Source organism: Mesorhizobium sp. 43Arga (assembly GCF_053714255.1).
In genome coordinates, this window is record NZ_JBSKBO010000003.1 from 435599 (window position 1) to 459142 (window position 23544).

A 23544-nucleotide genomic window follows, 5' to 3' on the forward strand; every position below is an offset into this window, starting at 1 on the left:
CCGCCCCGCGCTCTTGCCTTGTACCCTGGTCCGCTCGTCATCACCGTGGATTGTCCGGCTATGCGGCAGCCTTGTAGACGTAAACAGTATATTCATAGAGTCCGTAGTCGGCGCGGATAAGGTGTTGGCGCGACAATTGACTGACGACGAAGTGGCCAATCCGGTCATAGGGCACGTGAAAGAGGTCGTCGCGTTCCCAGTCGACGTGTTTCGACATCAGGTTGAAGGCGATACCTTTGCGTGCATGAGGGAACACCTTTGCCAGTAACCCGGTCATGGCGTCGAACATTGTCTCGAAGGCAACGCCGCAGCGCTCCGTGAAGACACCGTTCATGATGATGTAGTCGGCCTCGGGCACAGCCGCCCCGTCCTGCATCACGTCCAGGCAATCAAAGGCCACGCCGGGATACTTGCGCCGGCATAGGTCGATGAACCGCGCCGACAGATCGAGCCCCCGGTAGTGCACCTTGCGATCAGTCTGGCGCAGATAGTCGAGGAAATGACCAGCGCCGCAACCGAAGTCGAGCAGGTCGACCGGGTCGCGCTCACGCACCACCTCTGCCATGACGCGATAACGCGTCGCCGCCCCTTCGGCATCGGGCCAGTCGACGCCTTTACATGTGTCTCCGTGTCGCTCGAAACACGCCTCATAGTACGCAACAAGCGCGCTGTACGGATTAATATCAGTCAATTGTAATATCTCATGGAATTGCCGTATACGTTCGACATGGCCCAGTATACCACGCCATCAACCACGTGAAACACAGCCCCCAGTATCTTCGGTCAGATCGGCTCAACACGATGCACAATTCGAACCTCCCTTCGCCGCGCCGCCTTCGGATTTGTCTCATCAATCCGCGTTTCCATCCCTCCATCTGGACCCGCGATGAGGTTCTCGCCATTCTGCCCGGCGGCAAGCGCAGTTGGATCGTGACAGGCTCCTTGCCGGCACTGGCGGCTCTTGCTCCAGAGCATTGCGATGTCGTCCTGGTTGACGAGAACGTCGAGGACATTGATTTCGAGCACCTCGGCGACTTCGACATCGTTGGCGTGACCGGTATGATCGTGCAGCGTGATCGTATGTTCGAAATCCTTGATCGGCTTCGCGATCTTCCGGTTACCGCGGTGGTGGGCGGCCCCTACGTCTCGGTATCGGAATCGGAATTTGTCGATCGTTGTGACGTGCGCTTCATCGGCGAAGCCGAGGAGACATGGCCGCGTTTCCTGACGGCTTTCGCCCTGGGCGAAGCGGTGCATCGGCGTTACGAGCAAGAGGCGAAAACGGACATGGAGACCGTGCCGACGCCGCGATACGACCTGCTGAAATCCGGACGCTACATGGTGGCATCGCTGCAGTTCTCGCGAGGGTGTCCCTTCCTGTGCGAATTCTGCGACATCATAACCATCTTCGGTCGCCGCCCACGCCTCAAGTTGCCCGCGCAAATGATCCTCGAATGCGAGGCGATCGTGAAAGCCGGGTTCAGCACCTGCTTCCTGGTCGACGACAATTTTATCGGCAACAAGGCGAAGGCCAAGGAGTTGCTGCGCGTCCTGATCGATTGGCAGCAGGCAAACAACTATCCGCTGGTCTTCTCCACCGAGGCGAGCATCAATCTGGCCGACGATGAGGAAATGCTCGATCTGATGCGGCTGGCCAATTTCCGCCAGGTCTTTGTCGGGATCGAATCGCCCCGGGCCTCGTCATTGGCGGAAACCAGGAAGGTTCAAAACGTCCGCGGCGACTCCATGATCGAGAAGCTGCAACGCATTCGCGACAAGGGACTGGTGATTCAGGCCGGCTTCATCGTTGGATTCGATGCCGATGACGAAGCGATCTTCGACGAGCAGTTCGCGTTCATCCAGCAAAGCGGCATCGCACCGGTTTCCGTAACGATCCTGTGCCCGATCCCGACGACGCCACTTTACGACCGGCTGAGGACCGAAGGCCGGCTGGATCTCAGTGACCCCCATGTCAGTTTTCATCCCAAGAACATGACGCGCGAAGTCCTCAAGGCCGGCTACGACAAGTTGGTGCGGCGTCTGTATGAGCCGGATGCCTATTTCGATCGCCTGGTGGATGGCTATGCCGGATCGCCGGGCTTTCGTCGGAGCCGGGCCGCCCAGGCGACGTTGGTTGGAAGAAAGCGTTCCGGCATGGGCCGGCTCGCAGAACTGGCCGGGGCTGCTCTGACGGCCGCCCGTCTTCTTCGAACCCTGATTGCCAACCGTCAGGCCATGTCGCTCGGCGGCGCCTATGTCAGGCATTGGCGCCGCAACCGTCGTCTCTGTGGCCGCGAGGCGTTATCCTTCGCCAGCTTCGTGTTTCTTTGCATCGAGCATTGGCATTGTTACGTTATCTCGCAGACCAGCATCTGGTTCCAGATCGGCAGCAGCCGGCCCGAAACCTTGCGGCCATTGCCCGCCAATGAAGATCTTTACCTGCCCAAGATTGCCGACGGCCGAAAAGCTTCATGACGGGAAGATTGTGGGATGCCGATCCCGATCCAGCACCTGATGTCCCGGTCGCGCGCCCGCGCCTGCCAACGGCGGACGATATTCTGCCCTATCTGCGCGAGATCGACGCGAACCGCTGGTACAGCAACAACGGTCCGCTGAATCAGCGCTTCCAGGAAGCCCTCAGGACTCGGATCGCCGTGGGTCATGTCGTGTGCCTGGCAAACGCAACGCTGGGGTTGGCGCTGGCGCTGATGGCGCAGAAACCGGCGAAGGGCAGTCTCTGCATGATGCCGTCCTGGACCTTCGCCGCCAGCGCGCATGCGGTGGTCCTCGCAGGGCTCGTTCCCTGGCTTGTCGACGTCGACCTCGACACCCAGCAATTGTTGCCGGAGGCGGCGATACAGCTCCTCGGCCAGGCTCCTGGCAAGGTCGGCGCCGTCATGCCGGTCATGCCATTCGGCGGCCCGATGGATGCCGCGAACTGGGATCGGTTCAAGAGCGATACCGGTCTTGCCGTGGCAATCGACGCGGCCGCGGCCTTCGACTCATTGACGCCGTCGCGGGTTCCGGCAGTCGTCAGCCTGCATGCCACCAAGGCGCTCGGCGTTGGCGAAGGTTGCTTCATTGCGTCCGATGACGGCGCTCTGATCGACGAAATCGTGAAGGGAGCCAATTTTGGTTTTGCAAATTCGCGCGAGGCGACATCGCCGGCGTTGAATGGCAAGCTCAGTGAGTATAGCACGGCCGTCGGCCTCGCCGCACTGGACGGTTGGGCACCTACACGTGCCGCCTACCAGCGTGTTGCCAGTGGCTATTGCCGCTCGCTTGATTCGACTTCCGGGTTGAACTTGCCGAATGGATTCGGCGAACGCTGGATATCCTCCACCGTCAACGTCGGCCTGCCGTCGGATTCGATGGAAAGGGCGCTCATGGTGCTGACGCGAGCCGGAATTGGTGTCCGTCGATGGTGGGGCGGCGGTCTTCATCGGCACGCAGCCTTCGAACATTTTCCCAGTGTACCACTGCCGGTCACCGAGACGCTTGTTGCGACTCAACTGGGCCTGCCTTGCTGGACAGATCTTCCGGATGAAGCAATCTCGCGCATCTGCTCCATCCTCACCGAGGCGGTGACAGCGGGCTGACGCAAATATCTTGAGTGGCTCGCAACACAGAAACGTCCCCGCGCGCCGGACCGTTTGCGTGTTCAATCCGGTTTTTCTCAGGTGAGCAGCGACAGCTGGATTTCGACGCGACGGTTCTGCTCGCTGCCGGCAGCCGCAGCATCGGAGCCGATCGGCCGCGTCTTACCGCAGCCGGTGACGGCGAAGCGGCGCTGATCGCCCCCGGCCGAACACGTCGAAGGTCGTCTGGCGGAACTTCTTCAGACCAACGCGACGGATTCAGCACTGGACATGCATTGGCCTGGCCGACCGCTACATCGGCCCAGGCATCATCTTGGTTGGCTTCTCCAGCATCGGGAACTCGGCCTTATTGCATTTCACGTTCGGATTCGTCGGACTGAACATGCCGTTCGGATTGTCCCTGAACAGCCAGGCGTGAAGATCATAGTGGACGAACTCCCTCGGGATGAGCGGATAGTGTCCCTCCATCGGACCCATGAATTTCTGGCCAAACAGTGTGGGAGCCTCCTTGGTGTTCGGAGTCAACGGCACCAGCCATTCCACGCCGACCAACTTCAGGCCTTTCTTGGTCGGCTCGTAGATCAGGACGTTGGGCTTCATCGGGTCGAGCTTCTGGCCGACGCTTGGGACATTGACGAAATGAACGCCCATGGCGCCTTTCGGGTAATCCATCGAGCCCGGTATCTTTTCCCCACTGTAAAAGACGCAGCCGACCGTCGACAGATAGAGGTCGCGGACCGCAGCCTTGTAGTCCTCATATTTGGCGAGCGACTTTTTCAAGGCATCGATGTCGGCCTTGTTGGCGTCCTCGGCCCGAGCCGTGGCGAGCCCCAACCATGCGCCTACAATGCTAGTCAAAGCGAGGACGCCATAGCGCCCGAGGCTGGCTGTTCTTGTCATGCATTCCTCCCAGATATTTCATCTGGCCGTGCAAGACCGAGGCGGGAAAAATGCTTGTTGCGCGGCCAGTTGTACCGCCTCATCCCCTCCGGAACAGCGATGATGCTATTCCTTTCCGTGACCGTAGGGAAGCGGTTATTTAGCAGTTGCTAATTCTCTTGCGCGATAGCTGAAGAGCACCGATGGCCACTCAAACAAAAACGGCCCCGCATTGGGGCCGTTTTCGCATTCGTTGCCGAACAGATCGTCAGGTGAGCGGCGACAACTGGATCTCGACGCGACGGTTCTGCTCGCGGCCGGCGGCCGTCGCATTGGATGCGATCGGCCGCGTCTTGCCGAAGCCGGTGACGGCGAAGCGGCGCTGATCGACACCCTGACCGGACAGATAGTTGGCAACCGCAAGTGCGCGGCGCTGCGACAGATCGAAATTGTGCTGGTCGCCGCCGGTCGAATCGGTATGACCGAAAACATCGACCGTGGTCTGCTTGAACTTCTTCAGCACCAGCGCGACCGAGTTCAGCACCGGGTAGAAGCCTGGCTTCACCGCATCCTGATCGACATTGAAGGTGATGTCCGACGGCATGTTGAGGATGATCTGGTCGCCACTGCGGGTGACGCTGACACCGGTGCCCTCGAGCTGCCGGCGCAGTTCAGCTTCGTTCTGATCCATGGTGGCGCCGATGGCGCCGCCGGCCAGCGCACCGATACCGGCGCCGATCAGCGCGTTGCGGCGGTCATTGCCGCCGGCAAGCAGACCAAGGCCGGCACCTGCCAGAGCACCGAGACCAGCACCTGCGGCCGTGTTGGAAATCTTCTGGTCGCCCGTATACGGATCGGTGGTGGTGCAGGCGCTCACGAGCAAAGCTGTCGCCACGGCGACGAGCACGGTCTTCTTCATAGATGGTCCCTCTCCAAGTCGCGCCTTTTCGACGGCGCCAAATCAGCCCTTCGCGCGACTTGTACCATGAATTGCGGCGAAAAGCGGAACGGGAAAAAGCGCCCGCGACGGCTTTTCCCGGGATCAGTTACCAGAGATTCTTGCCGTCAATGACCACCACTTCCACCTTGTCGAGATTGAAGTCGTCGAACAGCCGCGAGTTGACGCTGATCTTCGGATTGTCGAAATCCGGCTCGCCGGTCGACCAATCCGGCGTCTCGGTGAAGGTGCCGCAGCCGCAATTGGCGCAAAAACCATGTTTCACCGTTTTCGAGCCCCACTCGTAGAAGGAGACGTTTTTCAGTGGCGTGATGAGCTTGAACTGCGACGGGGTATAATAGGCCCAAAGCGAGCCGCGTTTCGAGCAGAACGAGCAGGTGCATTGCGTCACCGTTTCCGGTGCCTCTGAAACCTCGAATGTCGTCGCCTTGCAGTGGCAGCTTCCCTTGATGGCCATCAACATCACCTCTCCATTGTCCGCCGTCCAAGCGGCAGGGCACCATAAAGAAGCGATCCTGACAACTGCCTGTCAGCAGGCTCTACCCCCTGAACAGCAAGCAGCGAACTCAGTAGGACGATGGCGGCACGAACAGGCAGATGGTCTTGCCGGCATCGAGCCCGGCCTCATGCGCGCACCAATGGTATTCGCCATCAGGCGAATCCTTGATGCGCCTATCGCTGTAGGCCAGCACCTCCCCGGTGTCCTTGATGACATAGCCTTCCGGACGCTCGCTGATCGAGGTCTGCGACACCTCGTGGCAGTCGTAATTCGCGCAACAGGCGAACGGATAACTCCAGCCCTGCGGCTTGGCCGCGGTCGGTTTGGCGTCATGCGCCATGGCCGGCACTGACAGAAGCGTGATCACACACGCCGCGCAAAGCGAAGTGACAAGCTGGCCAACCGATGGAACGGCGATGGCCGATCTGGAATTGGCGGTAAACATGGGAACGTTCCTTTCAAACGAGGTTCAAGCGTTTCGCTTGCCCGTTCCCGGAACGTGTCTTCCCAGCGGCCAATCGTCAGCAGATATGCCGCGACCGGCCATAAATGCTTTTGTCTCCTCCTGCCGCAAATGGTGAGCCGAAATGTGAGTCGGCGCAAGAAATTGCTGCGTGGAGGCTGCGCCCTTGCTGGCGGCCCAAGGCCGCAAAACGTGCCCTTCACGACCACGCCAGGTCGTCGTGAGCAATGGGCCCGCCTGGTTCCCACAAAAGTGCGAGCGGGCGCTATGGTCTATTGGCGGACGGTACTAGTCCAGATCCGCCACGGCCTCGCCCGCGCCGCCTTCGATGCGTTGCGACAGCGAGGCTTCCATGAAGTCGTCGAGGTCGCCATCGAGCACGCTCGACGGGCTGGTGCTTTCGACGCCGGTGCGCAGATCCTTGACCAGCTGGTAGGGCTGCAGCACGTAGGAACGGATCTGGTGGCCCCAGCCGATGTCGCTCTTTGAGGCTTCGGTGGCGTTGGCGATGGCCTCACGCTTCTTCAGCTCTTCCTCGTAGAGGCGCGAGCGCAGCATCTCCCAAGCCTTCGCCCGGTTCTTGTGCTGCGATCGCTCCGCCTGGCAGGCGACCGCGATGCCGGTTGCGATATGGGTTATGCGCACGGCCGAATCGGTGGTGTTGACGTGCTGGCCGCCCGAACCCGACGAGCGATAGGTGTCGATGCGCACGTCCGATTCGGAAACATCGATCTCGATCGTGTCGTCGATGACCGGATAGACCCAGACGCTGGCGAAGGAGGTGTGCCGGCGCGCATTGCTGTCATAGGGCGAAATGCGGACCAGGCGGTGGACGCCGGATTCGGTCTTCAGCCAGCCATAGGCATTGTGGCCCTTGATCAGCAGCGTCGCGGACTTGATGCCGGCCTCTTCGCCGTCATGCACCTCCAGCACCTCGACCTTGAAGCGGCGGCGTTCGGCCCAGCGCGTGTACATGCGCAAGAGCATCGAGGCCCAGTCCTGGCTTTCGGTGCCGCCGGCGCCGGCATGAATTTCGAGATAGGTGTCGTTGGCGTCGGCTTCACCTGACAGCAGGGTTTCGACCTGGCGGGCCTTGGCCTCGCCCTGCATCGAGCGGATCGCCGCCTCGGCCTCGGCGATGACGCCCTCGTCGCCCTCTTCCTCGCCGAGCTCGATCAGGCCGATATTGTCTTCCAGCGCCTGGGTCAGGCCCTTGACCGCCGCGATGCCCTCCTCGAGGCCCTGGCGCTCGCGCATCAGCTTCTGGGCTTCCAGCGGTTCGTTCCAGAGGCTGGCGTCCTCGGCCCGCACATTCAGGTATTCAAGCCGCTTTATGGCCTGATCCCAGTCAAAGATGCCTCCTCAGCAGGGTTATCGCCTGCCTGATCTCGTCGACAATATTCTGCGTTTCCGCGCGCATGGCCTGATATTTTGTCCTGTGGCTGAAGTGACACTTCGGTCGGCGCGATACATAGGGACGGCGCCGCCAAGTGTAAAGCGAAATGGGCCGGCCCCCAGGCCAGCCCAGCGATCCGCATCCGGACCCGTCAGTAGAGGCCGCCGCCGCCGTCCTGGATGGCCTGGTTGGCCTGCGGCGAAAGTGCGCCGCCCGACGCGTTGGAGCCGTCGGCGCCCATGCCGATCACCCAATAGCTGTCGGCGGGACCGGTGCCCGGCTTGAAGGCCTCGATGATCGTGCCCGGATCGCCGGACGCGGCACGCATGCCGGTCTTGCGATTGATGGCGATCAGATTCATGCCGTCCGGAACCTTGAAGTCGACATTGGGCGTGCCGTCCAGCGCCACGCGCATGAAATCCTTGAAGATCGGGGCGGCGAGACCGCCACCGGTGGCGCCATGACCAAGGCCGCGCGGCGTGTCGTAGCCCATATAGAGGCCGACCACGAGGTTCGGCGTGAAACCGATGAACCAGGCGTCCTTTTCGTCGTTGGTGGTGCCGGTCTTGCCGGCAATGTGGCGGCCGAGTTCGCCGATGGTGGCGCCCGTGCCGCGCTGGACCACGCCTTCCATCATCGACGTGATCTGATAGGCGGTCATCGGATCGAGCACCTGCTCGGAATTGTCGACCAGTTCCGGCTCCGGCTGGTTCTTCCATTCAGGCGCGTTGCAGCCTTCGCAGCCACGCTCATCCTGCTTGAACACGGTCTTGCCGTAGCGGTCCTGGATGCGGTCGATCAGCGATGGTTTGATCGACTTGCCGCCATTGGCCATGATCGAATAGGCCGAAACCATGCGCATGACGGTGGTCTCGCCGGAGCCCAGCGCCATCGGCAGATACGGCGCCAGATGATCGTAGACACCGAAGCGCTCGGCATATTCGACGACCAGCTTCATGCCCATGTCGTTGGCAAGCCGCACCGTCATCAAATTGCGCGACTTCTCGATGCCGGAACGCAGGGTCGCCGGCCCGGCGACGGTGCCGTCATAGTTCTTGGGCGTCCAGGTCGTGTTGCCGCTCTGGATGGTGATCGGTCCGTCCATGATCACCGAGGCCGGTGTATAGCCATTGTCGAGCGCCGCCGAATAAACGATCGGCTTGAACGAGGAACCCGGCTGGCGCATCGCCTGGGTGGCGCGGTTGAATTCGGACTGCGCATAGGAGAAACCGCCGACCATGGCCAGCACACGGCCGGTGTGCGGATCCATAGCGATCAGGCCGCCTTCCACCTCGGGAACCTGGCGCAGGCTGTAGCTATTGTCGGAGCCTTCGTTCTTCTGCACGAAGATGACGTCGCCGGGCTTGAGCACATCGGCCGGCGACTTGGCCTTGACCGTCTTGCCGTCGACCATATGGCGCATGGCAAAGCCCATGTCGTCCTTGCTGACGGTGCCTTCGACGCGTTCCTTGACGATGTCACCCGATGCCTGGCGTGCTGGCTGCAGGCCTATCGAGAGACCTGATGCCGAAGAGTCGAGCACGACGGCCAGCGACCATTCGGGGACGTCCTCCAGTCCCTTGACATTACCCAGAGGCACGCCCCAGTCGCCCGACACGTCGATCGACTTAACCGGCCCGCGATAGCCGCGCAGCGTATCGTATTTGATCAAGCCGTTCTGCATCGCCCTTCGGGCGATGAGCTGGACTTTCGGATCAAGCGTGGTGCGGACGGACAGGCCGCCTTCGTAGAGCGCGTTCTCGCCGTAGCGGGCAATGATCTGGCGGCGCACCTCTTCGGTGAAGTATTCGCCGGCGAACAGATAGGTGCCGGTACGGCGCGGCGTCACGCCGAGCGGCTCGGCCTTGGCCTTGTTGCCTTCCTCACGCGTGACGTAGCCATTTTCGACCATCTGGTCGATGACCCAGTTGCGGCGCTCGATCGCGCGATCGGCATGCTTGAAAGGATGGTAATTGTTAGGGCCCTTCGGCAGTGAGGCCAGGTAGGCAGCCTCGGCCACGGTCAGTTCGTTCACCGACTTGTCGAAGTAGGTGAGCGCCGCGCCGGCGACACCGTAGGCGCCGAAACCGAAGAAGATTTCGTTGAGGTAGAGCTCGAGGATACGATCCTTGGGATAGGCCTGCTCGATGCGGAAGGCCAGGATCATCTCCTTTATCTTGCGCTCATAGGTCTGGTCCGCGGTCAACAGGAAGTTTTTTGCCACCTGCTGGGTGATCGTCGAGGCGCCAACCTGGCGCCTGCCCGAGCCGAAATTCTGCAGGTTGACGATGATGGCGCGGCCAAGGCCGGTCACGTCGATGCCGGGGTGGTTGTAGAAGTTCTTGTCTTCCGCGGACAGGAAGGCCGCCTTGACTCGATCCGGGATAGCCTGGATCGGCAAATATAGCCGCCGCTCGCGCGCATATTCGGCCATCAGCGAACCGTCCGAGGCGTGAATGCGGGTGGTCACCGGCGGTTCGTATTTGGCCAGCACCTCGTAGTCGGGCAGATCCTTCGACAGATGGCTGATGTAAATGGCAACGCCCGCCGCGACCAGAAGGGCCAGCGTCGTGCCGATGCCGAAGAAATAGCCAATGAGACGAATCATACCCGCTCCAGTCCTTGGTTCGGGAATTTCCTAAACGAAGCCGCCTTCCACGCAAGCTTTCGAGCTGGTCCCAATCCGTATTTGAAAACCCATGTCGCCATCATGTGGACAAAATACGGCAAGGCCTGATTTCGTGACCGCGCGCCGGAAATAAAGGCACCGGGTGTTGTCATCCAGCAACGCCGCCTCTGGTTGCAGGCGCCGCAAGGCATGTCAACCTCCGGTTCCGGCTCCGGCCTTGGCGGACGCGAACAGCGCCACAGCATTGGTGATGCTTTGTGCGGCCTTGCCGCGCCATTCGGCGTCGAGCAGCTGCGCTTCGTCCTTGGCATTCGAGAGATAGCCGAGTTCGACCAGCACGGATGGCACGTCGGGTGCCTTCAGCACCTTGAACCCCGCGGAACGCTGTGGATTGTTGATGAGGCCGACGCTGGTCGACAGCTGGCCGACCAGCGTGTGGGCGAAACTCATCGAAAAGGTGTGCGTCTCGCGGCGGATCAGGTCGATCAGGATATCGGTCACTTCCTTGTTGTCGTCCTTGATGACCATACCGGCGAACTGATCGGAGAGATTTTCGCGGTCGGCGAGCGCCTGCGCCTCGGGATCCGATGCCTTGTCGGAGACGGTGTAGACGGTGGCGCCGCGAATGCCCTTGACGCTGATTGTGTCGGCATGGATCGAAATCAGCAGGTCGGCCTCATGCTGGCGGGCGATGCGCACGCGGTCGTCCAGACGCAGATATTCATCGGTGTCGCGGGTCATGAAGACATCGTATTTACCGATGGCCGCGAGCTTGTCGCGCAGTTCCGTGGCGAAGGCCAGCGTGACGTTCTTCTCGATGGTGCCGTTCAGGCCCTCGGCACCGCCGTCGACCCCGCCATGACCGGGATCGATGACGACGGTGAAGCGGTGGCCCGGATTGGAGACCGGTCCGGTGCCAACCCGCCCGCCCTTGTCGGTCGAAACCGTCGAACCGGTGGTCAGCGCCTGGTTGGCAAGGGCGGCGTCGAACTCCCGTTCGGAGGCGGCCGACATGTCGATGGCAATGCGGTAGCCGGTTCCGTCCTCATTCTTGAGCACATCCAGCTTGTCGACGGCAAACGGTCCCTTGCCGGTCAGGATCAGCCGCGAAACGCCCTCGCCGAGAGCGCCCAGGCGCACGCCCCTGACCAGGCCGCGCGGCTTCAAATCCTTGGCGTCGATGGCCAGCCTGGTATTCGCCAGGTCGATGACCAGACGATTGGGTCCGCGCAGCAGGAACCATTTGATATCAGGTTCGCGATCGAAATCCATGACGATGCGCATCTTCGTGGCATCGCCCGCCATCTTGTAGCCTTTTGCCACAAGCGGCGCGTCGGCGGCATTGGCAACAGAGGAAAACGTCGAGGCAATCGCCACCAGCAGCAGGAAACATAAAGCGCCAAGAATCCGGCCGCCGACACGACATCCCTTGTCTGTGAAGTCCGCCAGTCCCATCTCTCTTCCAGTCGCTCCCGGTTTGGCGCCAGGCGCCCGCGCGTTTCGTCGAAGTGCCGGTTAGGCGGCGAACTCGATTAACGATTGGTATCCAGAGAAGGTTAACCAAGCCTTTTCACGCAAGGTTCGGACCCAGGCTTACGTTACGGAACCGCTTTTTGCCGGCATCGGAAATCGGGGTTGCCTTCCAACCCGCCAAATCATAAAAGCGATAGTGGATCACTGCAATCCTGGAACCGCCCTCCTCCGCAGCTTCCTGCTACAGGGTCAGATGAAAGGCGGCTCCTTTCGCTTCACGCGAAAAGGCTTCAGGTGATTGCGACGAATTTCGCAGGTGTGCTCCCGTGGCGGGGGAATCACCTGCGTGAGGAAAACGGCCGGGTTTGTCCCCGTGCCGGCTCTGTATGAGCAAACAAGCTGGTCCGGTTTCCGGGCTTTGGTTCAAAAGGTACTGCTGGTGACGATGGCTTCAAGCGCAATCATGGAAAGGTCCGCATCAAACCGCGCCAGTATGGCAGCGGGCGGCACCGCCATGACACGCAGGCACCGTCCGGCGGACATTCAATTATCCGGCACCCACTCTCCAGACACACAGCAGCGGGCTTTGCCCAGCCAGCTGTGGCTGACGGCTGCCGGGGGGAAACGAAATAATGCCCAACAAGATGCTGATAGACGCCTCCCACCCGGAGGAAACACGAGTTGTCGTCGTACGCGGTAACCGTATCGAAGAATTCGACTTTGAATCCCAGGACAAGAAGCAGCTCAAAGGAAATATCTACCTCGCCCGCGTAACGCGCGTCGAACCCTCCCTTCAGGCAGCTTTTGTCGAATATGGCGGCAACCGTCACGGTTTTCTCGCCTTCAGTGAAATACACCCCGACTACTACCAGATCCCGGTCGCCGACCGTCAGGCACTGCTGCGCGCCGAAGCGCAGGAGGCCGAGGACGAAGAGGACGAGGATGGTGACGGCGATGACCGTCAGAGCCGCGATCGCGGACGCCGCGGACGCCGGCGCGGCGGCAAGGGCCGCGAGCGCGGTGAACACAAGCGCGATGCCGGCGAGGCAGGCGAAGGCTCCGGCGAGCCAAGCGAAGGCGGCGACAATGGCGACATCGTTGTCGAGGAGATCTCCCACACTTCCGAGATCATCGAACACGCGGCCGATACATCGGAACGTCCAGATCCCTCGGGGCATGCCGATACATCAGGCCATGATGAAGCTTCCGCCGAACAGGAGGAAACCGAAACCCGCGAGGGTGGCCCGACATCGATCGCCGCCGCGGTCGAAGGCGATGTGATCTCCGAACCCGTCTCGCAGACGGAACAGGCTACTGAAGCCACCTCCAGCGACAACGATCGCGGCATGCTGGAGGAAGTCCAGTCCTCGCATCCCGATGATCACGAGGTCGAATCGGTCGGCGCGGAGGATGCGCTGGAAGAGGTGCGCAACCGTCGCAAGCCGGTGCGCCGCCAGTACAAGATCCAGGAAGTGATCAAGCGCCGGCAGATCCTGCTGGTTCAGGTCGTCAAGGAAGAGCGCGGCAACAAGGGCGCCGCACTCACCACCTATCTGTCGCTCGCCGGCCGCTATTCGGTGCTGATGCCGAACACGGCGCGCGGCGGCGGCATTTCGCGCAAGATCACCAGCGCGGTCGACCGCAAGCGCCTGAAGGAGGTCGTTGCCGACCTCGAAGTGCCGCAAGGCATGGGCGTCATTCTGCGCACCGCCGGCGAGAGCCGCACCAAGGCCGAGATCAAGCGCGACTATGAATATCTGATGCGGCTGTGGGAGAATGTGCGCAGTCTCACCTTGCAATCGACGGCCCCTGCCCTGGTCTATGAGGAAGGCAGCCTGATCAAGCGCTCGGTGCGCGACCTTTACAACAAGGATATCGACGAGATCCTCGTCTCCGGCGAGGAAGGCTACCGCGAAGCCAAGGACTTCATGCGCATGCTGATGCCGAGCCACGCCAAGGTGGTTCAGCCGTTCCGCGACACCACGCCGATCTTCGTGCGCAACGGCATCGAGGCGCAGCTCGACCGCATGCTGCAGCCGCAGGTGACGCTGAAGAGCGGCGGCTACATCATCATCAACCAGACCGAGGCGCTGGTCGCCATCGACGTCAATTCTGGCCGCTCCACCAAGGAGCACTCGATCGAGGACACCGCACTCCACACCAATCTGGAAGCGGCCGAAGAGGTTGCCCGTCAGCTCAGGCTTCGCGATCTCGCCGGCCTGATCGTCATCGACTTCATCGACATGGAGGAGAACCGCAACAACCGCTCTGTCGAGAAGCGGCTGAAGGATCACCTCAAGAACGACCGGGCCCGCATCCAGGTCGGCCGCATCTCGCATTTCGGCCTGATGGAGATGTCACGCCAGCGCATCCGCGCCAGCGTGCTGGAATCGACCATGAAGCCGTGTCCGCATTGCGGCGGCACCGGCCATGTCAGGTCCGATTCGTCGGTCGCGCTGATGGTGGTGCGGGCGATCGAGGAATTCCTGCTCAAGGATTCGCGCAGCCACATCACCGTGCGCACCCCGGCGGCAACCGCGCTCTACGTGCTCAACCACAAGCGCGGCACGCTGGTGGAACTGGAAAGCCGCTTCGGTCTGACCATCACCATCGAGGCCGACGACACGGTTGGCGCGCAGCACTACGCAATCTTCCGCGGCGCGCTGGCCGAGAAGCCCGAGGGCTTCGTCGAGGCGCGCAGCCTGCCCGCCTATATCGAGCCGGAAGAGCCCGAGGACGAGATTGCCGTCGTCGAGGAAGACGATGAGGTTGTGGTCCAGGCCGAGCAGCCACGCCAGCAGCCGCAGCAGAACCAGCAGCCGCGGCCTGCCGGCAGCGAAGATGGCGAAGGCCGAGACCGCAAGCGTCGCAAGCGCCGCAGACGGCGCGGCGGCAGGGATCGCGACCGCGAGCATGGCGCCCCGGCGGATGGCTCTTCCATCTCGGCTCCGACCGGCGACTTCGCCGGCGCGGCAGACGCGACAGGCGATGACGACGGCGAACAGGACGACGCCGCCCCAATCGCTGCCAGCGCGTCCGACGAGGCGGTGCAGGCCGCGGATGACAGCCAGGGCAAGAAGCGCCGGCGCGGCAAGCGCGGCGGCAAGCGCAACCGTCGTGAAGACGGCGAAGGCGAGACCGAAGCAGGCGCCGGCGAGGCGACCGAGGCTTCCGAAGCCGATGCTTCCGAAAGCGAGCCTGCCTCGATCGAACCGGTGGCTGTTGCCGCGGTGACGGAAGAGCCGGTGGCTGCGGCGAGCGAACAGGTGCCAAGCACCGAGAAGCCCAAGAAGCCGCGGCGCGCAGCCAAGCCGAAGAAGGCAGCCGCCGAAGCCGTCGCCGAAACCCCTGTTGTCGAAGCGGCCGCCGAAGCGCCGGTGGCGGCTGCTGAAGAGACGGTGGTTGCACCCGTTGCGGAAGAGCCCTCCAAGGCCCGTCCGTCCAGGCGCAAGCCGGCGGCCATCGATGCGCCCGTCGTGCCGGTGGTGTCGTCGACCGTCGCCGATGAGCCGGAAGCTAAGACCGAAGAAAAGCCGAAGCGCGCCGGCTGGTGGCAGCGGAAGGGCTTTTTCTAAGCCTTTCAACTGGATGATGTGACTTTTTAATAAGAAATCCCGCGCCGATCGAAAGACGGCGCGGGATTTTTCACGTCCGGCAGGCAGCAAGAACTAAGGTGCGAAGATCGACCAGTTCATCATCCTGGCCAGCTTCTCCAGCGCGATCGAACCCAGCTTGGAATTGCCGTTGGCGTTGAGCCCGGGCGACCACACCGCAAGCGACGCCACACCCGGCACGATGCCCAATATGCCGCCACCGACGCCGCTTTTTCCCGGAATGCCAACGCGGAAGGCGAAATCGCCGGAGCCATCATAGTGACCGCAAGTCAGCATCATGGCGCCGATGCGCCGCGCCCGCTCCGCCGACACCACGGAGTGGCCTGTCGCCGGGTTCTTGCCGCCATTGGCGAGGAAGCGGCCGGCCATCGCCAGTTGCCGGCAGCTCATGGCGATGGCGCAATGGTGGAAGTAGACGCCCAGCGCCAGTTCCGGCGCATGATGAAGATTGCCGAAGGATTTCATGTAGTTGGCGAGCGCGAAGTTGCGATAACCGGTGGCACGCTCGGAGGCCGCGACCTCACGGTCGATGATAATGGTCTCGTCGTCGGCGAGAAACTGGATGAAACGCAGGATCTCGCCGATCGCCTCGCGCGGCTGATGGCCGGCAAGCAGGATGTCGGAAATAACGATGGCGCCGGCATTGATGAACGGATTGCGCGGAATGCCGTTCTCATGCTCGAGCTGGACGATCGAGTTGAATGGGTTTCCCGAAGGCTCGCGCCCGACCCGCTTCCACAGCGCGTCGCCGACATTGCCGAGCGCCAGCGTCAAGGTGAACACCTTGGAGATGCTCTGGATCGAAAAAGCCTGGTCGGCATCGCCCGCCACAAGCACGCGGCCGTCATTGGTGACGGCGGCAATGCCGAATTTCCTTGGATCGACCTTGCCCAATTGGGGAATGTAGGTGGCGACATCGCCGCGATCGGTGCGCTCGGCCATTTCGGCGGCGACTTCGGCCAATGCCTGATCAAGTTTAGGGGCCTGTTCGAGTTCCGGCATGGCGCTACCTCAACCAGCGTTCGATGCGCGCCATCGCCTCGACCATGTCGTCATGGCTGCCGGCGTAGGAAAACCGCATCGTGCGATGCCCCGCCTGGGTGTCGAAGTCGCGGCCGGGCGTCGCCGCGACATGCGCCTCGGCCAGAATCTTGCGCGCGAAGGCCATGCTGTCATTGCTGTGGCGGGTGACATCGCAAAACGCATAGAAGGCGCCGTCCATGGGCGCGGCCAGCGGAAAGCCGAGTTCCGGCAGGCGTTTCATCAGCAGTTGGCGGTTCCAGGCATAGCGGCCCTTGACCGCCTCCAGCTCTTCGGTGGCGGCAAAGGCCTCGATCGCGGCGATCTGCGACAGTTCCGGCGGTGAAATGTAGAGGCTCTGGGCGATGCGCTCGACGGGCCGCACCAGCTCTTGCGGCAACACCATCCAGCCGACGCGCCAACCGGTCATGCAGTAATATTTCGAGAAGGAATTGATCACCGTGACACTGTTGCCGAAGGCAAGCGCGGTGGTGTCAGGCGCACCATAGGCCAACCGGTGGTAGATTTCGTCGGAAATGACGGCGATGCCCAGTGTCTCCGCCGTGTCGACCAGCGCCGACAGTTCGTCGGCCGGTATGACGGCACCGGTCGGATTGGCCGGACTTGCAAACAGAACCCCCTTCAGCGGCTTCTCGCGATGCGCTGCCTCAAGATGACCGGCATGCAGATAGGCAGCCTCGCCAAGTTCGATCTCGACCACATCGATGCCGAGCGCCGCCATGATGTTGCGATAGGCAGGGTAGCCGGGTGCCGCGATGGCAACGCGATCGCCCGGATCGAACATCGCCAGGAAGGCGAGATTGAAGGCCGCGGACGATCCGGTGGTCACCGCGATCCGGGCCGACTCGACTTCGAGCCGATAGTGATCCGCGTAATGCGCGGCGATCGCCTTGCGCAGGCCAGCCAGCCCCAGCGTGTCGGTGTAGCCGATGCGACCGTCCTGCAAGGCCCTGGCCGCGGCGGCGCGAACCCGTGCGGGCGCCGGATCGGACGGCTGGCCGACCGCCATGGAGATCACCGGCACGCCCTGGGCCTTCAGCCGGTTTGCTTCGGCCAGCACATCCATGGCGTGGAATGGCTCGACATTGCCACGACGCGAGAGCGAAACGACCATTTTATCCCTATCTCGACGGTTGGGTGCGCCACGCCCCCGAATACATGCGCCGCACAAATGCCCGATTGATGTGAGGATCACAAGTTGAGGAAGTTTCCGGTGCCGACTTTTCATCTTTCGCCCGCTCGTCTACCAGTGAACACGTCATGTTGAGCCGACCCAGATCGACGATTGCCAGGATCGCGCGTGTTTTCACGACGCTTTCGCTTGGCCTTGCCGTTGCCGTGGCAAGTTCAGTCATCGCCTTCGCCCAGAGCGTTCCGGTGGTCCGCGATGCCGAGATCGAGGCTTTGGTGCGGGACTATGCGCGGCCGATCTTCAAGGCAGCCGGGCTGGCGAATGACGGCATCGACATCGTGCTGGTCAATGATTCCAGCTTCAACGCTTTTGTCACCGGGCGACGGCTGTTCATTAACACCGGCGCGCTGATGATGGCTGAAACGCCCAACGAGATCATCGGCGTCATCGCGCACGAGGCCGGCCATATCGCCGGCGGCCACCAGCAGAAACTGCGTGACCAGCTCGAGCGCGCCAAGACGATGGCCATCATTGCGACCTTGCTTGGCGCGGGCGCGATCGTCGCTGGCGCGACCACCAACAGCCGCGGCCTTGCCGGCGCCGGCATGGGCGTGGCCGCCGGCGGCGGCGAGATGGCACAGCGCAGCATCCTCGCCTACCAGCGCACCGAAGAGATAACGGCCGACCGCTCCGCCATCACCTATCTCAACGCCACCGGCCAGTCCGGCATGGGCATGCTGAAGACGTTCCGCCGCTTCCAGACCGCGCTGTCGCTGTCGGGTGCGCAAGTCGATCCCTATCGGATCAGCCATCCGATGCCGCAGGAACGCATCGCCAATCTCGAAGTGCTGGTGAAACAGAGCCCCAATGTCGACAAGCTCGACCCGCCGGTGCTGCAGCAGCGCCACGACATGATGCGGGTAAAGATCGCCGTCTACATGGAAGGCCAGGCCGCCGCCGCGCGGTTGATGCAAAAGATGAGAGGCAGCCTCGCCGGGCAGTATGGCGACGCCCAATCGACCTACCTCTACGGCGACATCACCGGCGCGCTTGCCAAGACCAATGCCCTGGTCAAGGCGCAGCCCAAGAATGCTTATTTCCAGGAGTTGCGCGGCGACATCCTGATGAAGGCGAACAAGCCCAAGGACGCGGCGGAAGCCTACGCCAAGGCGGTCAGCCTCGATCCGGCGCGGTCCGGCTTGCTGCCTGTCTCGCTCGGCCAGGCGCTGATGGCGGTCGGCACACCTGACTCGCTGAAGAACGCCGTCGTGCAGATCAACAATGGCCTTGGACGCGACAAGGAAAATTCCGAAGGCTATCGCTACCTGGCGCAGGCTTATGGCGAATTGGGTGACATACCGGGCGCCGAGCTTGCCACGGCGGAAGGTCATTTCTATTCCGGTAACTACAAGGATGCGAAGATCTTCGCCATGCGGGCGCAGCAGCAGATGAAGCGCGGCGAGCCGCGCTGGATACGCGCTCAGGACATCATAAACTACAAATCGTCAAACAAGATCTAGTGAACCTTCCGGTCACGCACTGCGACACAGCCGGACCAGGAAACAGGCAAAGGGAACGAGAACGATGAAAAAGGCACTGCTGCTGGGCACCACGGGGGTCGCTGTAGTCCTTGCCATGCTGGCTTTCGGTTTCGTGGCCGGCAGCCCACAGATGGCCAAGGCCGGTACGGCGCAGCCTGTCCAAACGGCCGCCGATACAAAGATCGACCGTGCCGAGGTCGAAGGGATCATCCGTGACTATCTCCTGAAGAACCCTGAGGTGCTGCTCGAAGTGCAAGACGCGCTCGAGGCCAAGCAGAAGGAAGAGCAGCGCATCGCCTCGCTCGGCGTCATCAAGGGCGCCAAGGACCAGATCTTCAACTCCGCCTTCGACGGCGTCGTCGGCAATCCGAACGGCAAGGTGACGATCGTCGAGTTCTACGACTACAATTGCGGCTTCTGCAAACGCGCCATCGAGGACATGCGGGCGCTGACCAAATCCGATCCGGATCTGCGCTTCGTGCTCAAGGAGTTCCCGATCCTCGGCCCGGATTCGCAGAAAGCGAGCGTCGTTTCGATGGCGTTCCACCTGATGATGCCGGAAAAGTACGGCGAGTTCCACAATGCGCTGCTCGGCGGCCAGGGACGCGCAACCGAGGCGGCCGCGATCAAGGTCGCGCTTTCGCTGGGCGCCGACGAGGCGACGCTGCGCGAGAAGATGAAGGATGCTTCGATCCCCGAGGCCTTCTCCAAGACCTACGACCTTGCCAACAAGCTGGCGATCACCGGAACGCCGTCCTACGTCGTCGGCAACGAGGTCGTGTTCGGGGCTCTCGGGCAGGACGTGTTGGCGGAAAAGATCAAGGCGGCGAAAGCCGCGCTTTGATCAGCCCGCGGTTTTCTTCACGGGCGCATTTCGGCCTGTTGTGGACAGTGAAAGAACGCACTTGCGCTCTTTTCGCGGACGACTATGCCCGGTATAGAGGCCCAGCGCGCCGGTTTGATACCGGCGCCGGAAAAGGTCGGGTTTTTTGAAAACGGTTTTCGTCCTGAACGGTCCCAATCTCAACGCGCTCGGCAAGCGCGAGCCGGGCATCTATGGCGGCAAGACGCTTGCCGCGATCGCCGACGACTGCAAGCAGGCCGGCGCGTCGCTCGGGCTCGAAATCGATTTCCGCCAGTCGAACCACGAGGGTGACCTTGTCGACTGGATCCAGGAAGCCGGCGACAAGGCTGCCGGCATCGTGATCAATCCAGGCGCTTACAGCCACACCTCGATCGCGATCCACGACGCCATCCGTTCGGTCGCACCGCTGCCGGTCGCCGAAGTTCACCTTTCCAACATCCATGCGCGGGAATCATTCCGCCACGTCTCCATGGTCGCGCCGGTCGCCGTCGGCATGATCTGTGGCTTTGGGCCGCTCGGCTACACGCTGGCGCTACAGGCGCTGGCCGCACGCCTATGACCGGCCAACAAACAGAAGGCTCGAAAATGTCGATAAAGAAGACCGGTGTTGACCAGCAACTGATCCGCGATCTGGCGGGCATACTGAACGACACCAACCTGACCGAGATCGAGGTTGAGCTGGGCGACCTGAAGGTGCGCGTGTCGCGGCAGGCCCCTGCCGTCCATGCTATCGCTGCACCCCAGCCCAGCTATGCGCCGGCAGCAGCCCAACCCGCGGTCGCGGCCGCTCCGGCCACGGTCGACGTGTCGAAGAACGCGGTAGCCTCGCCAATGGTCGGCACTGCCTATCTGGCGCCGTCACCCGATGCCAAGCCGTTCATCGAGGTCGGCCAGAAGGTCAAGGAAGGCCAGACGCTGCTGATCATCGAGGCGATGAAGACGATGAACCAGATCCCCTCGCCGCGCGCCGGCACGGTGACGGCGATCCTGTTCGAGGACGCGACGCCGGTCGAATACGGCATGCCGCTCGTCGTGATCGAGTAGAGCGGGTCGGATGTTCCAGAAGATCCTCATCGCCAATCGCGGCGAAATCGCGCTTCGGGTGCTGCGCGCCTGCAAGGAACTCGGCATCCAGACGGTGGTGGTGCATTCGACCGCCGACGCCGACGCCATGCATGTGCGGCTTGCCGACGAGAGCGTCTGCATTGGTCCGCCGCCATCGCGCGACAGCTATCTCAACATCCATCAGATCGTCGCGGCCTGCGAGATCACCGGCGCGGACGCGGTGCATCCTGGCTACGGCTTCCTGTCGGAGAACGCCAAGTTCGCCGACATACTGGCCGCGCACAACATCACCTTCATCGGCCCGACCGGCGACCATATCCGCGTCATGGGCGACAAGATCGAGGCCAAGCGCGCCGCCAAGCGCCTCGGCATCCCGGTGGTGCCAGGTTCCGACGGCGCGGTGACCGAAGAGAAGGAAGCCAAGCGCATTGCCGCCGAAATCGGCTATCCGGTGATCATCAAGGCCTCGGCCGGCGGCGGCGGACGCGGCATGAAGGTCGCGCACACCGAGGCCGACCTCGAGGTCGCCCTGCAGACGGCGCGCTCGGAAGCAGGCGCCGCTTTCGGCGACGACGCCGTCTACATCGAGAAGTATCTGCAGAAGCCGCGCCATATCGAAGTGCAGGTGTTCGGCGACGGCTTTGGCCGCGGCGTGCATTTCGGCGAGCGCGACTGTTCGCTGCAACGGCGCCACCAGAAAGTCTGGGAAGAGGCCAATTCGCCTGCGCTCAACGCCGAGGAACGGTCCCGCATCGGCGGCATCTGCGCCAAGGCCATTGCCGATCTCGGCTACTCCGGCGCCGGCACGATCGAGTTCCTCTACGAGAATGGCGAGTTCTATTTCATCGAGATGAACACGCGCCTCCAGGTCGAGCATCCGGTGACGGAAGCAATCACCGGCATCGATCTCGTGCACGAGCAGATCCGCGTCGCTTCCGGCGGAGGGCTTTCCGTCAAGCAGGAAGACATCAAGTTCAATGGCCACGCCATCGAATGCCGTATCAATGCCGAGGATCCGCGCACCTTCACCCCCTCGCCCGGCACGATCACGCATTTCCACACGCCAGGCGGTCTCGGCATCCGCGTCGATTCCGGCGTCTATTCCGGCTACAAGATCCCGCCCTACTACGACAGCCTGATCGGCAAGCTGATCGTGCATGGGCGCAACCGCGTCGAATGCATGATGCGGCTGCGCCGGGCGCTGGATGAATTCGTCGTCGACGGCATCAAGACGACCTTGCCGCTGTTTCGCGATCTGGTCGGCAATGCCGACATCGCCAATGGCGACTATGACATCCACTGGCTGGAAAAATACCTGGCCAAGGAAGAGTAGCCCGGGGACGCGATGACCCGCCCTTACGCGCCCGGCTATCGCATCCCCACCGACCTTCTGCTCAAGGCCTACGCTTCGGGCGTCTTCCCGATGGCCGAAAGCGCCAGCGACCCAGAAGTGTTCTGGGTGCGGCCGGAGACGCGCGGCATCATCCCGCTCGACGGGTTCCACACGCCCAAAAGCCTGAGGAAGGCGATCCGCAAAAGTCCGTTCGACATCCGTTTCGACTTCGATTTCGAAGCGACGATCGACGGCTGCGCCGAAAAGCGCGAGGAGCGGCGCTCCACCTGGATCAACGCGCCAATCCGCGAGGCCTATGTGCAGTTGCACCGCATGGGCCACTGCCATTCGGTCGAGGCCTGGCGCGAGGACCAGTTGGTCGGCGGCCTCTATGGCGTGTCGCTTGGACGGGTGTTCTTCGGTGAAAGCATGTTCTCCAAGGAGACGGATGCGTCGAAGATCTGCCTCGTGCATCTTGTCGAACGCTTGAAAGCACGCGGCTTCGCGCTGCTCGATACGCAATTCACCACCGAGCATCTCAAGCGCTTCGGCGCGGTCGATGTTCCGCGCGGCAAGTATGAGAAGATGCTGGCCGAGGCACTGAAGGGCGAAGCGATCTTTTTTCCGTAGGATCGGGCCTACTTCCCGGCCGCTACCTCGATCGGCGTCTGCGAGTGGAACATCATCTTCCAACCGTTGACGCGATGGACATAGCCGGTGCTAACCAAGGCAGCATAGGGCTCGCCGTTCTCGCGTGTCGCATGGGCCTCGTAGGTCAGCATGACGATGTCGCTGCCAGGCTCGATTATCCCCTTGAGCTCGATATCGAGATCGCGCCAGCGGTTGGGTTTGGTGGCGGTCTTGGCCAAGTCAGCATTGTCCATCGCCTTCGCCATTCGCGGAAAGGCCACCAGGCATTCCGTGTCGGCGTTGGCCGCGTAGTATGCGGCATCGCCGGTCCAGAACCCTTTTTCGAGTTCCAGCAGTTCTTTCTTGTTGGCCATGATTCGCTTGCTGTCCGACATCGAAATATCCTCCGGGCGCGTCGATGCGCGGT

Annotated in this window: 20 protein-coding genes; 9 read left to right on the top strand and 11 right to left on the bottom strand. The window is 62.2% G+C overall.

All coding sequences use genetic code 11. From position 1 onward, the window contains the following. Positions 1–58: 58 nt before the first annotated feature. Positions 59–691: a class I SAM-dependent methyltransferase gene (locus ACWGS8_RS14895; protein ID WP_454581630.1), complete on the bottom strand. Its 633-nt coding sequence runs from the start codon at positions 689–691 to the stop codon at positions 59–61. A 251-nt stretch (positions 692–942) separates the two neighbouring features. On the opposite strand from ACWGS8_RS14895, the gene ACWGS8_RS14900 reads away from it, so the two are divergent. Both ACWGS8_RS14900 and ACWGS8_RS14905 read left to right on the top strand, forming a co-directional pair. Next, complete coding sequence (locus tag ACWGS8_RS14900) at positions 943–2475, top strand: radical SAM protein (protein WP_454581631.1); 1533 nt, start codon at positions 943–945, stop codon at positions 2473–2475. Between the two features lie 8 nt (positions 2476–2483). Then, positions 2484–3599 carry a DegT/DnrJ/EryC1/StrS family aminotransferase gene (locus ACWGS8_RS14905; protein WP_454581632.1) on the top strand — a complete coding sequence of 372 codons (1116 nt, stop codon included), beginning with the start codon at positions 2484–2486 and terminating at the stop codon, positions 3597–3599. A 291-nt stretch (positions 3600–3890) separates the two neighbouring features. Here the strand turns inward: ACWGS8_RS14905 and ACWGS8_RS14910 are convergent, their stop codons facing one another. The 7 genes from ACWGS8_RS14910 to ACWGS8_RS14940 form a co-directional block, all read right to left on the bottom strand. Continuing rightward, on the bottom strand, positions 3891–4499 hold the full coding sequence (locus ACWGS8_RS14910; RefSeq protein WP_454581633.1) for a hypothetical protein: 609 nt from the start codon (positions 4497–4499) through the stop codon (positions 3891–3893). A gap of 247 nt (positions 4500–4746) precedes the next feature. Then, on the bottom strand, positions 4747–5397 hold the full coding sequence (locus ACWGS8_RS14915; RefSeq protein WP_454581634.1) for an OmpA family protein: 651 nt from the start codon (positions 5395–5397) through the stop codon (positions 4747–4749). A 127-nt stretch (positions 5398–5524) separates the two neighbouring features. Next, positions 5525–5893 carry a GFA family protein gene (locus ACWGS8_RS14920; protein WP_454581765.1) on the bottom strand — a complete coding sequence of 123 codons (369 nt, stop codon included), beginning with the start codon at positions 5891–5893 and terminating at the stop codon, positions 5525–5527. A gap of 109 nt (positions 5894–6002) precedes the next feature. Continuing rightward, positions 6003–6380, bottom strand: coding sequence for a hypothetical protein (locus ACWGS8_RS14925; RefSeq protein WP_454581635.1), 378 nt, complete (start codon positions 6378–6380; stop codon positions 6003–6005). Positions 6381–6686: 306 nt separating this feature from the next. Beyond that, positions 6687–7818, bottom strand: a protein-coding gene (prfB, locus tag ACWGS8_RS14930) for a peptide chain release factor 2 (RefSeq protein ID WP_454581636.1) whose coding sequence is annotated in 2 segments (ribosomal slippage) — positions 6687–7751 and positions 7753–7818 — 1131 coding nt in all. Because the reading frame shifts where the segments join, the coding sequence is not laid out codon by codon here. Between the two features lie 127 nt (positions 7819–7945). Continuing rightward, positions 7946–10402, bottom strand: coding sequence for a penicillin-binding protein 1A (locus ACWGS8_RS14935; RefSeq protein WP_454581637.1), 2457 nt, complete (start codon positions 10400–10402; stop codon positions 7946–7948). 213 nt (positions 10403–10615) lie between these two features. Next, positions 10616–11878: an N-acetylmuramoyl-L-alanine amidase gene (locus tag ACWGS8_RS14940; RefSeq protein WP_454581638.1), complete on the bottom strand. Its 1263-nt coding sequence runs from the start codon at positions 11876–11878 to the stop codon at positions 10616–10618. Positions 11879–12528: 650 nt separating this feature from the next. On the opposite strand from ACWGS8_RS14940, the gene ACWGS8_RS14945 reads away from it, so the two are divergent. Further along, complete coding sequence (locus ACWGS8_RS14945) at positions 12529–15471, top strand: Rne/Rng family ribonuclease (protein ID WP_454581639.1); 2943 nt, start codon at positions 12529–12531, stop codon at positions 15469–15471. Positions 15472–15564: 93 nt separating this feature from the next. Here the strand turns inward: ACWGS8_RS14945 and ACWGS8_RS14950 are convergent, their stop codons facing one another. Both ACWGS8_RS14950 and ACWGS8_RS14955 read right to left on the bottom strand, forming a co-directional pair. Next, positions 15565–16512 (bottom strand): glutaminase, encoded by a 948-nt coding sequence (locus ACWGS8_RS14950; protein ID WP_454581640.1) that lies wholly within the window; start codon positions 16510–16512, stop codon positions 15565–15567. A 4-nt stretch (positions 16513–16516) separates the two neighbouring features. Further along, positions 16517–17665 (bottom strand): pyridoxal phosphate-dependent aminotransferase, encoded by a 1149-nt coding sequence (locus ACWGS8_RS14955; RefSeq protein ID WP_454581641.1) that lies wholly within the window; start codon positions 17663–17665, stop codon positions 16517–16519. A gap of 146 nt (positions 17666–17811) precedes the next feature. Between ACWGS8_RS14955 and ACWGS8_RS14960 the strand changes: the two genes are divergently transcribed. The 6 genes from ACWGS8_RS14960 (at position 17812) to aat (ending at position 23117) form a co-directional block, all read left to right on the top strand. Beyond that, the gene (locus tag ACWGS8_RS14960) at positions 17812–19203 is read left to right on the top strand and encodes a M48 family metalloprotease (protein WP_454581642.1); all 1392 of its coding nucleotides are present in this window, start codon (positions 17812–17814) and stop codon (positions 19201–19203) included. Between the two features lie 64 nt (positions 19204–19267). After that, complete coding sequence (locus tag ACWGS8_RS14965; protein WP_010909211.1) at positions 19268–20068, top strand: DsbA family protein; 801 nt, start codon at positions 19268–19270, stop codon at positions 20066–20068. A 145-nt stretch (positions 20069–20213) separates the two neighbouring features. Beyond that, a complete protein-coding gene (gene aroQ / locus ACWGS8_RS14970) occupies positions 20214–20648 on the top strand; it encodes a type II 3-dehydroquinate dehydratase (RefSeq protein ID WP_019857903.1) in 435 nt (144 codons plus the stop codon). A gap of 26 nt (positions 20649–20674) precedes the next feature. Beyond that, a complete protein-coding gene (gene accB / locus ACWGS8_RS14975) occupies positions 20675–21133 on the top strand; it encodes an acetyl-CoA carboxylase biotin carboxyl carrier protein (RefSeq protein WP_454581643.1) in 459 nt (152 codons plus the stop codon). A gap of 10 nt (positions 21134–21143) precedes the next feature. Next, positions 21144–22487 carry an acetyl-CoA carboxylase biotin carboxylase subunit gene (gene accC / locus ACWGS8_RS14980; protein WP_454581644.1) on the top strand — a complete coding sequence of 448 codons (1344 nt, stop codon included), beginning with the start codon at positions 21144–21146 and terminating at the stop codon, positions 22485–22487. A 12-nt stretch (positions 22488–22499) separates the two neighbouring features. Continuing rightward, entirely contained in the window at positions 22500–23117 is a 618-nt protein-coding gene (gene aat / locus ACWGS8_RS14985; protein ID WP_454581645.1) for a leucyl/phenylalanyl-tRNA--protein transferase, read from the top strand. A gap of 8 nt (positions 23118–23125) precedes the next feature. Here the strand turns inward: aat and ACWGS8_RS14990 are convergent, their stop codons facing one another. Continuing rightward, the gene (locus ACWGS8_RS14990; RefSeq protein WP_454581646.1) at positions 23126–23512 is read right to left on the bottom strand and encodes a hypothetical protein; all 387 of its coding nucleotides are present in this window, start codon (positions 23510–23512) and stop codon (positions 23126–23128) included. Between the last annotated feature and the right edge of the window lie 32 nt (positions 23513–23544).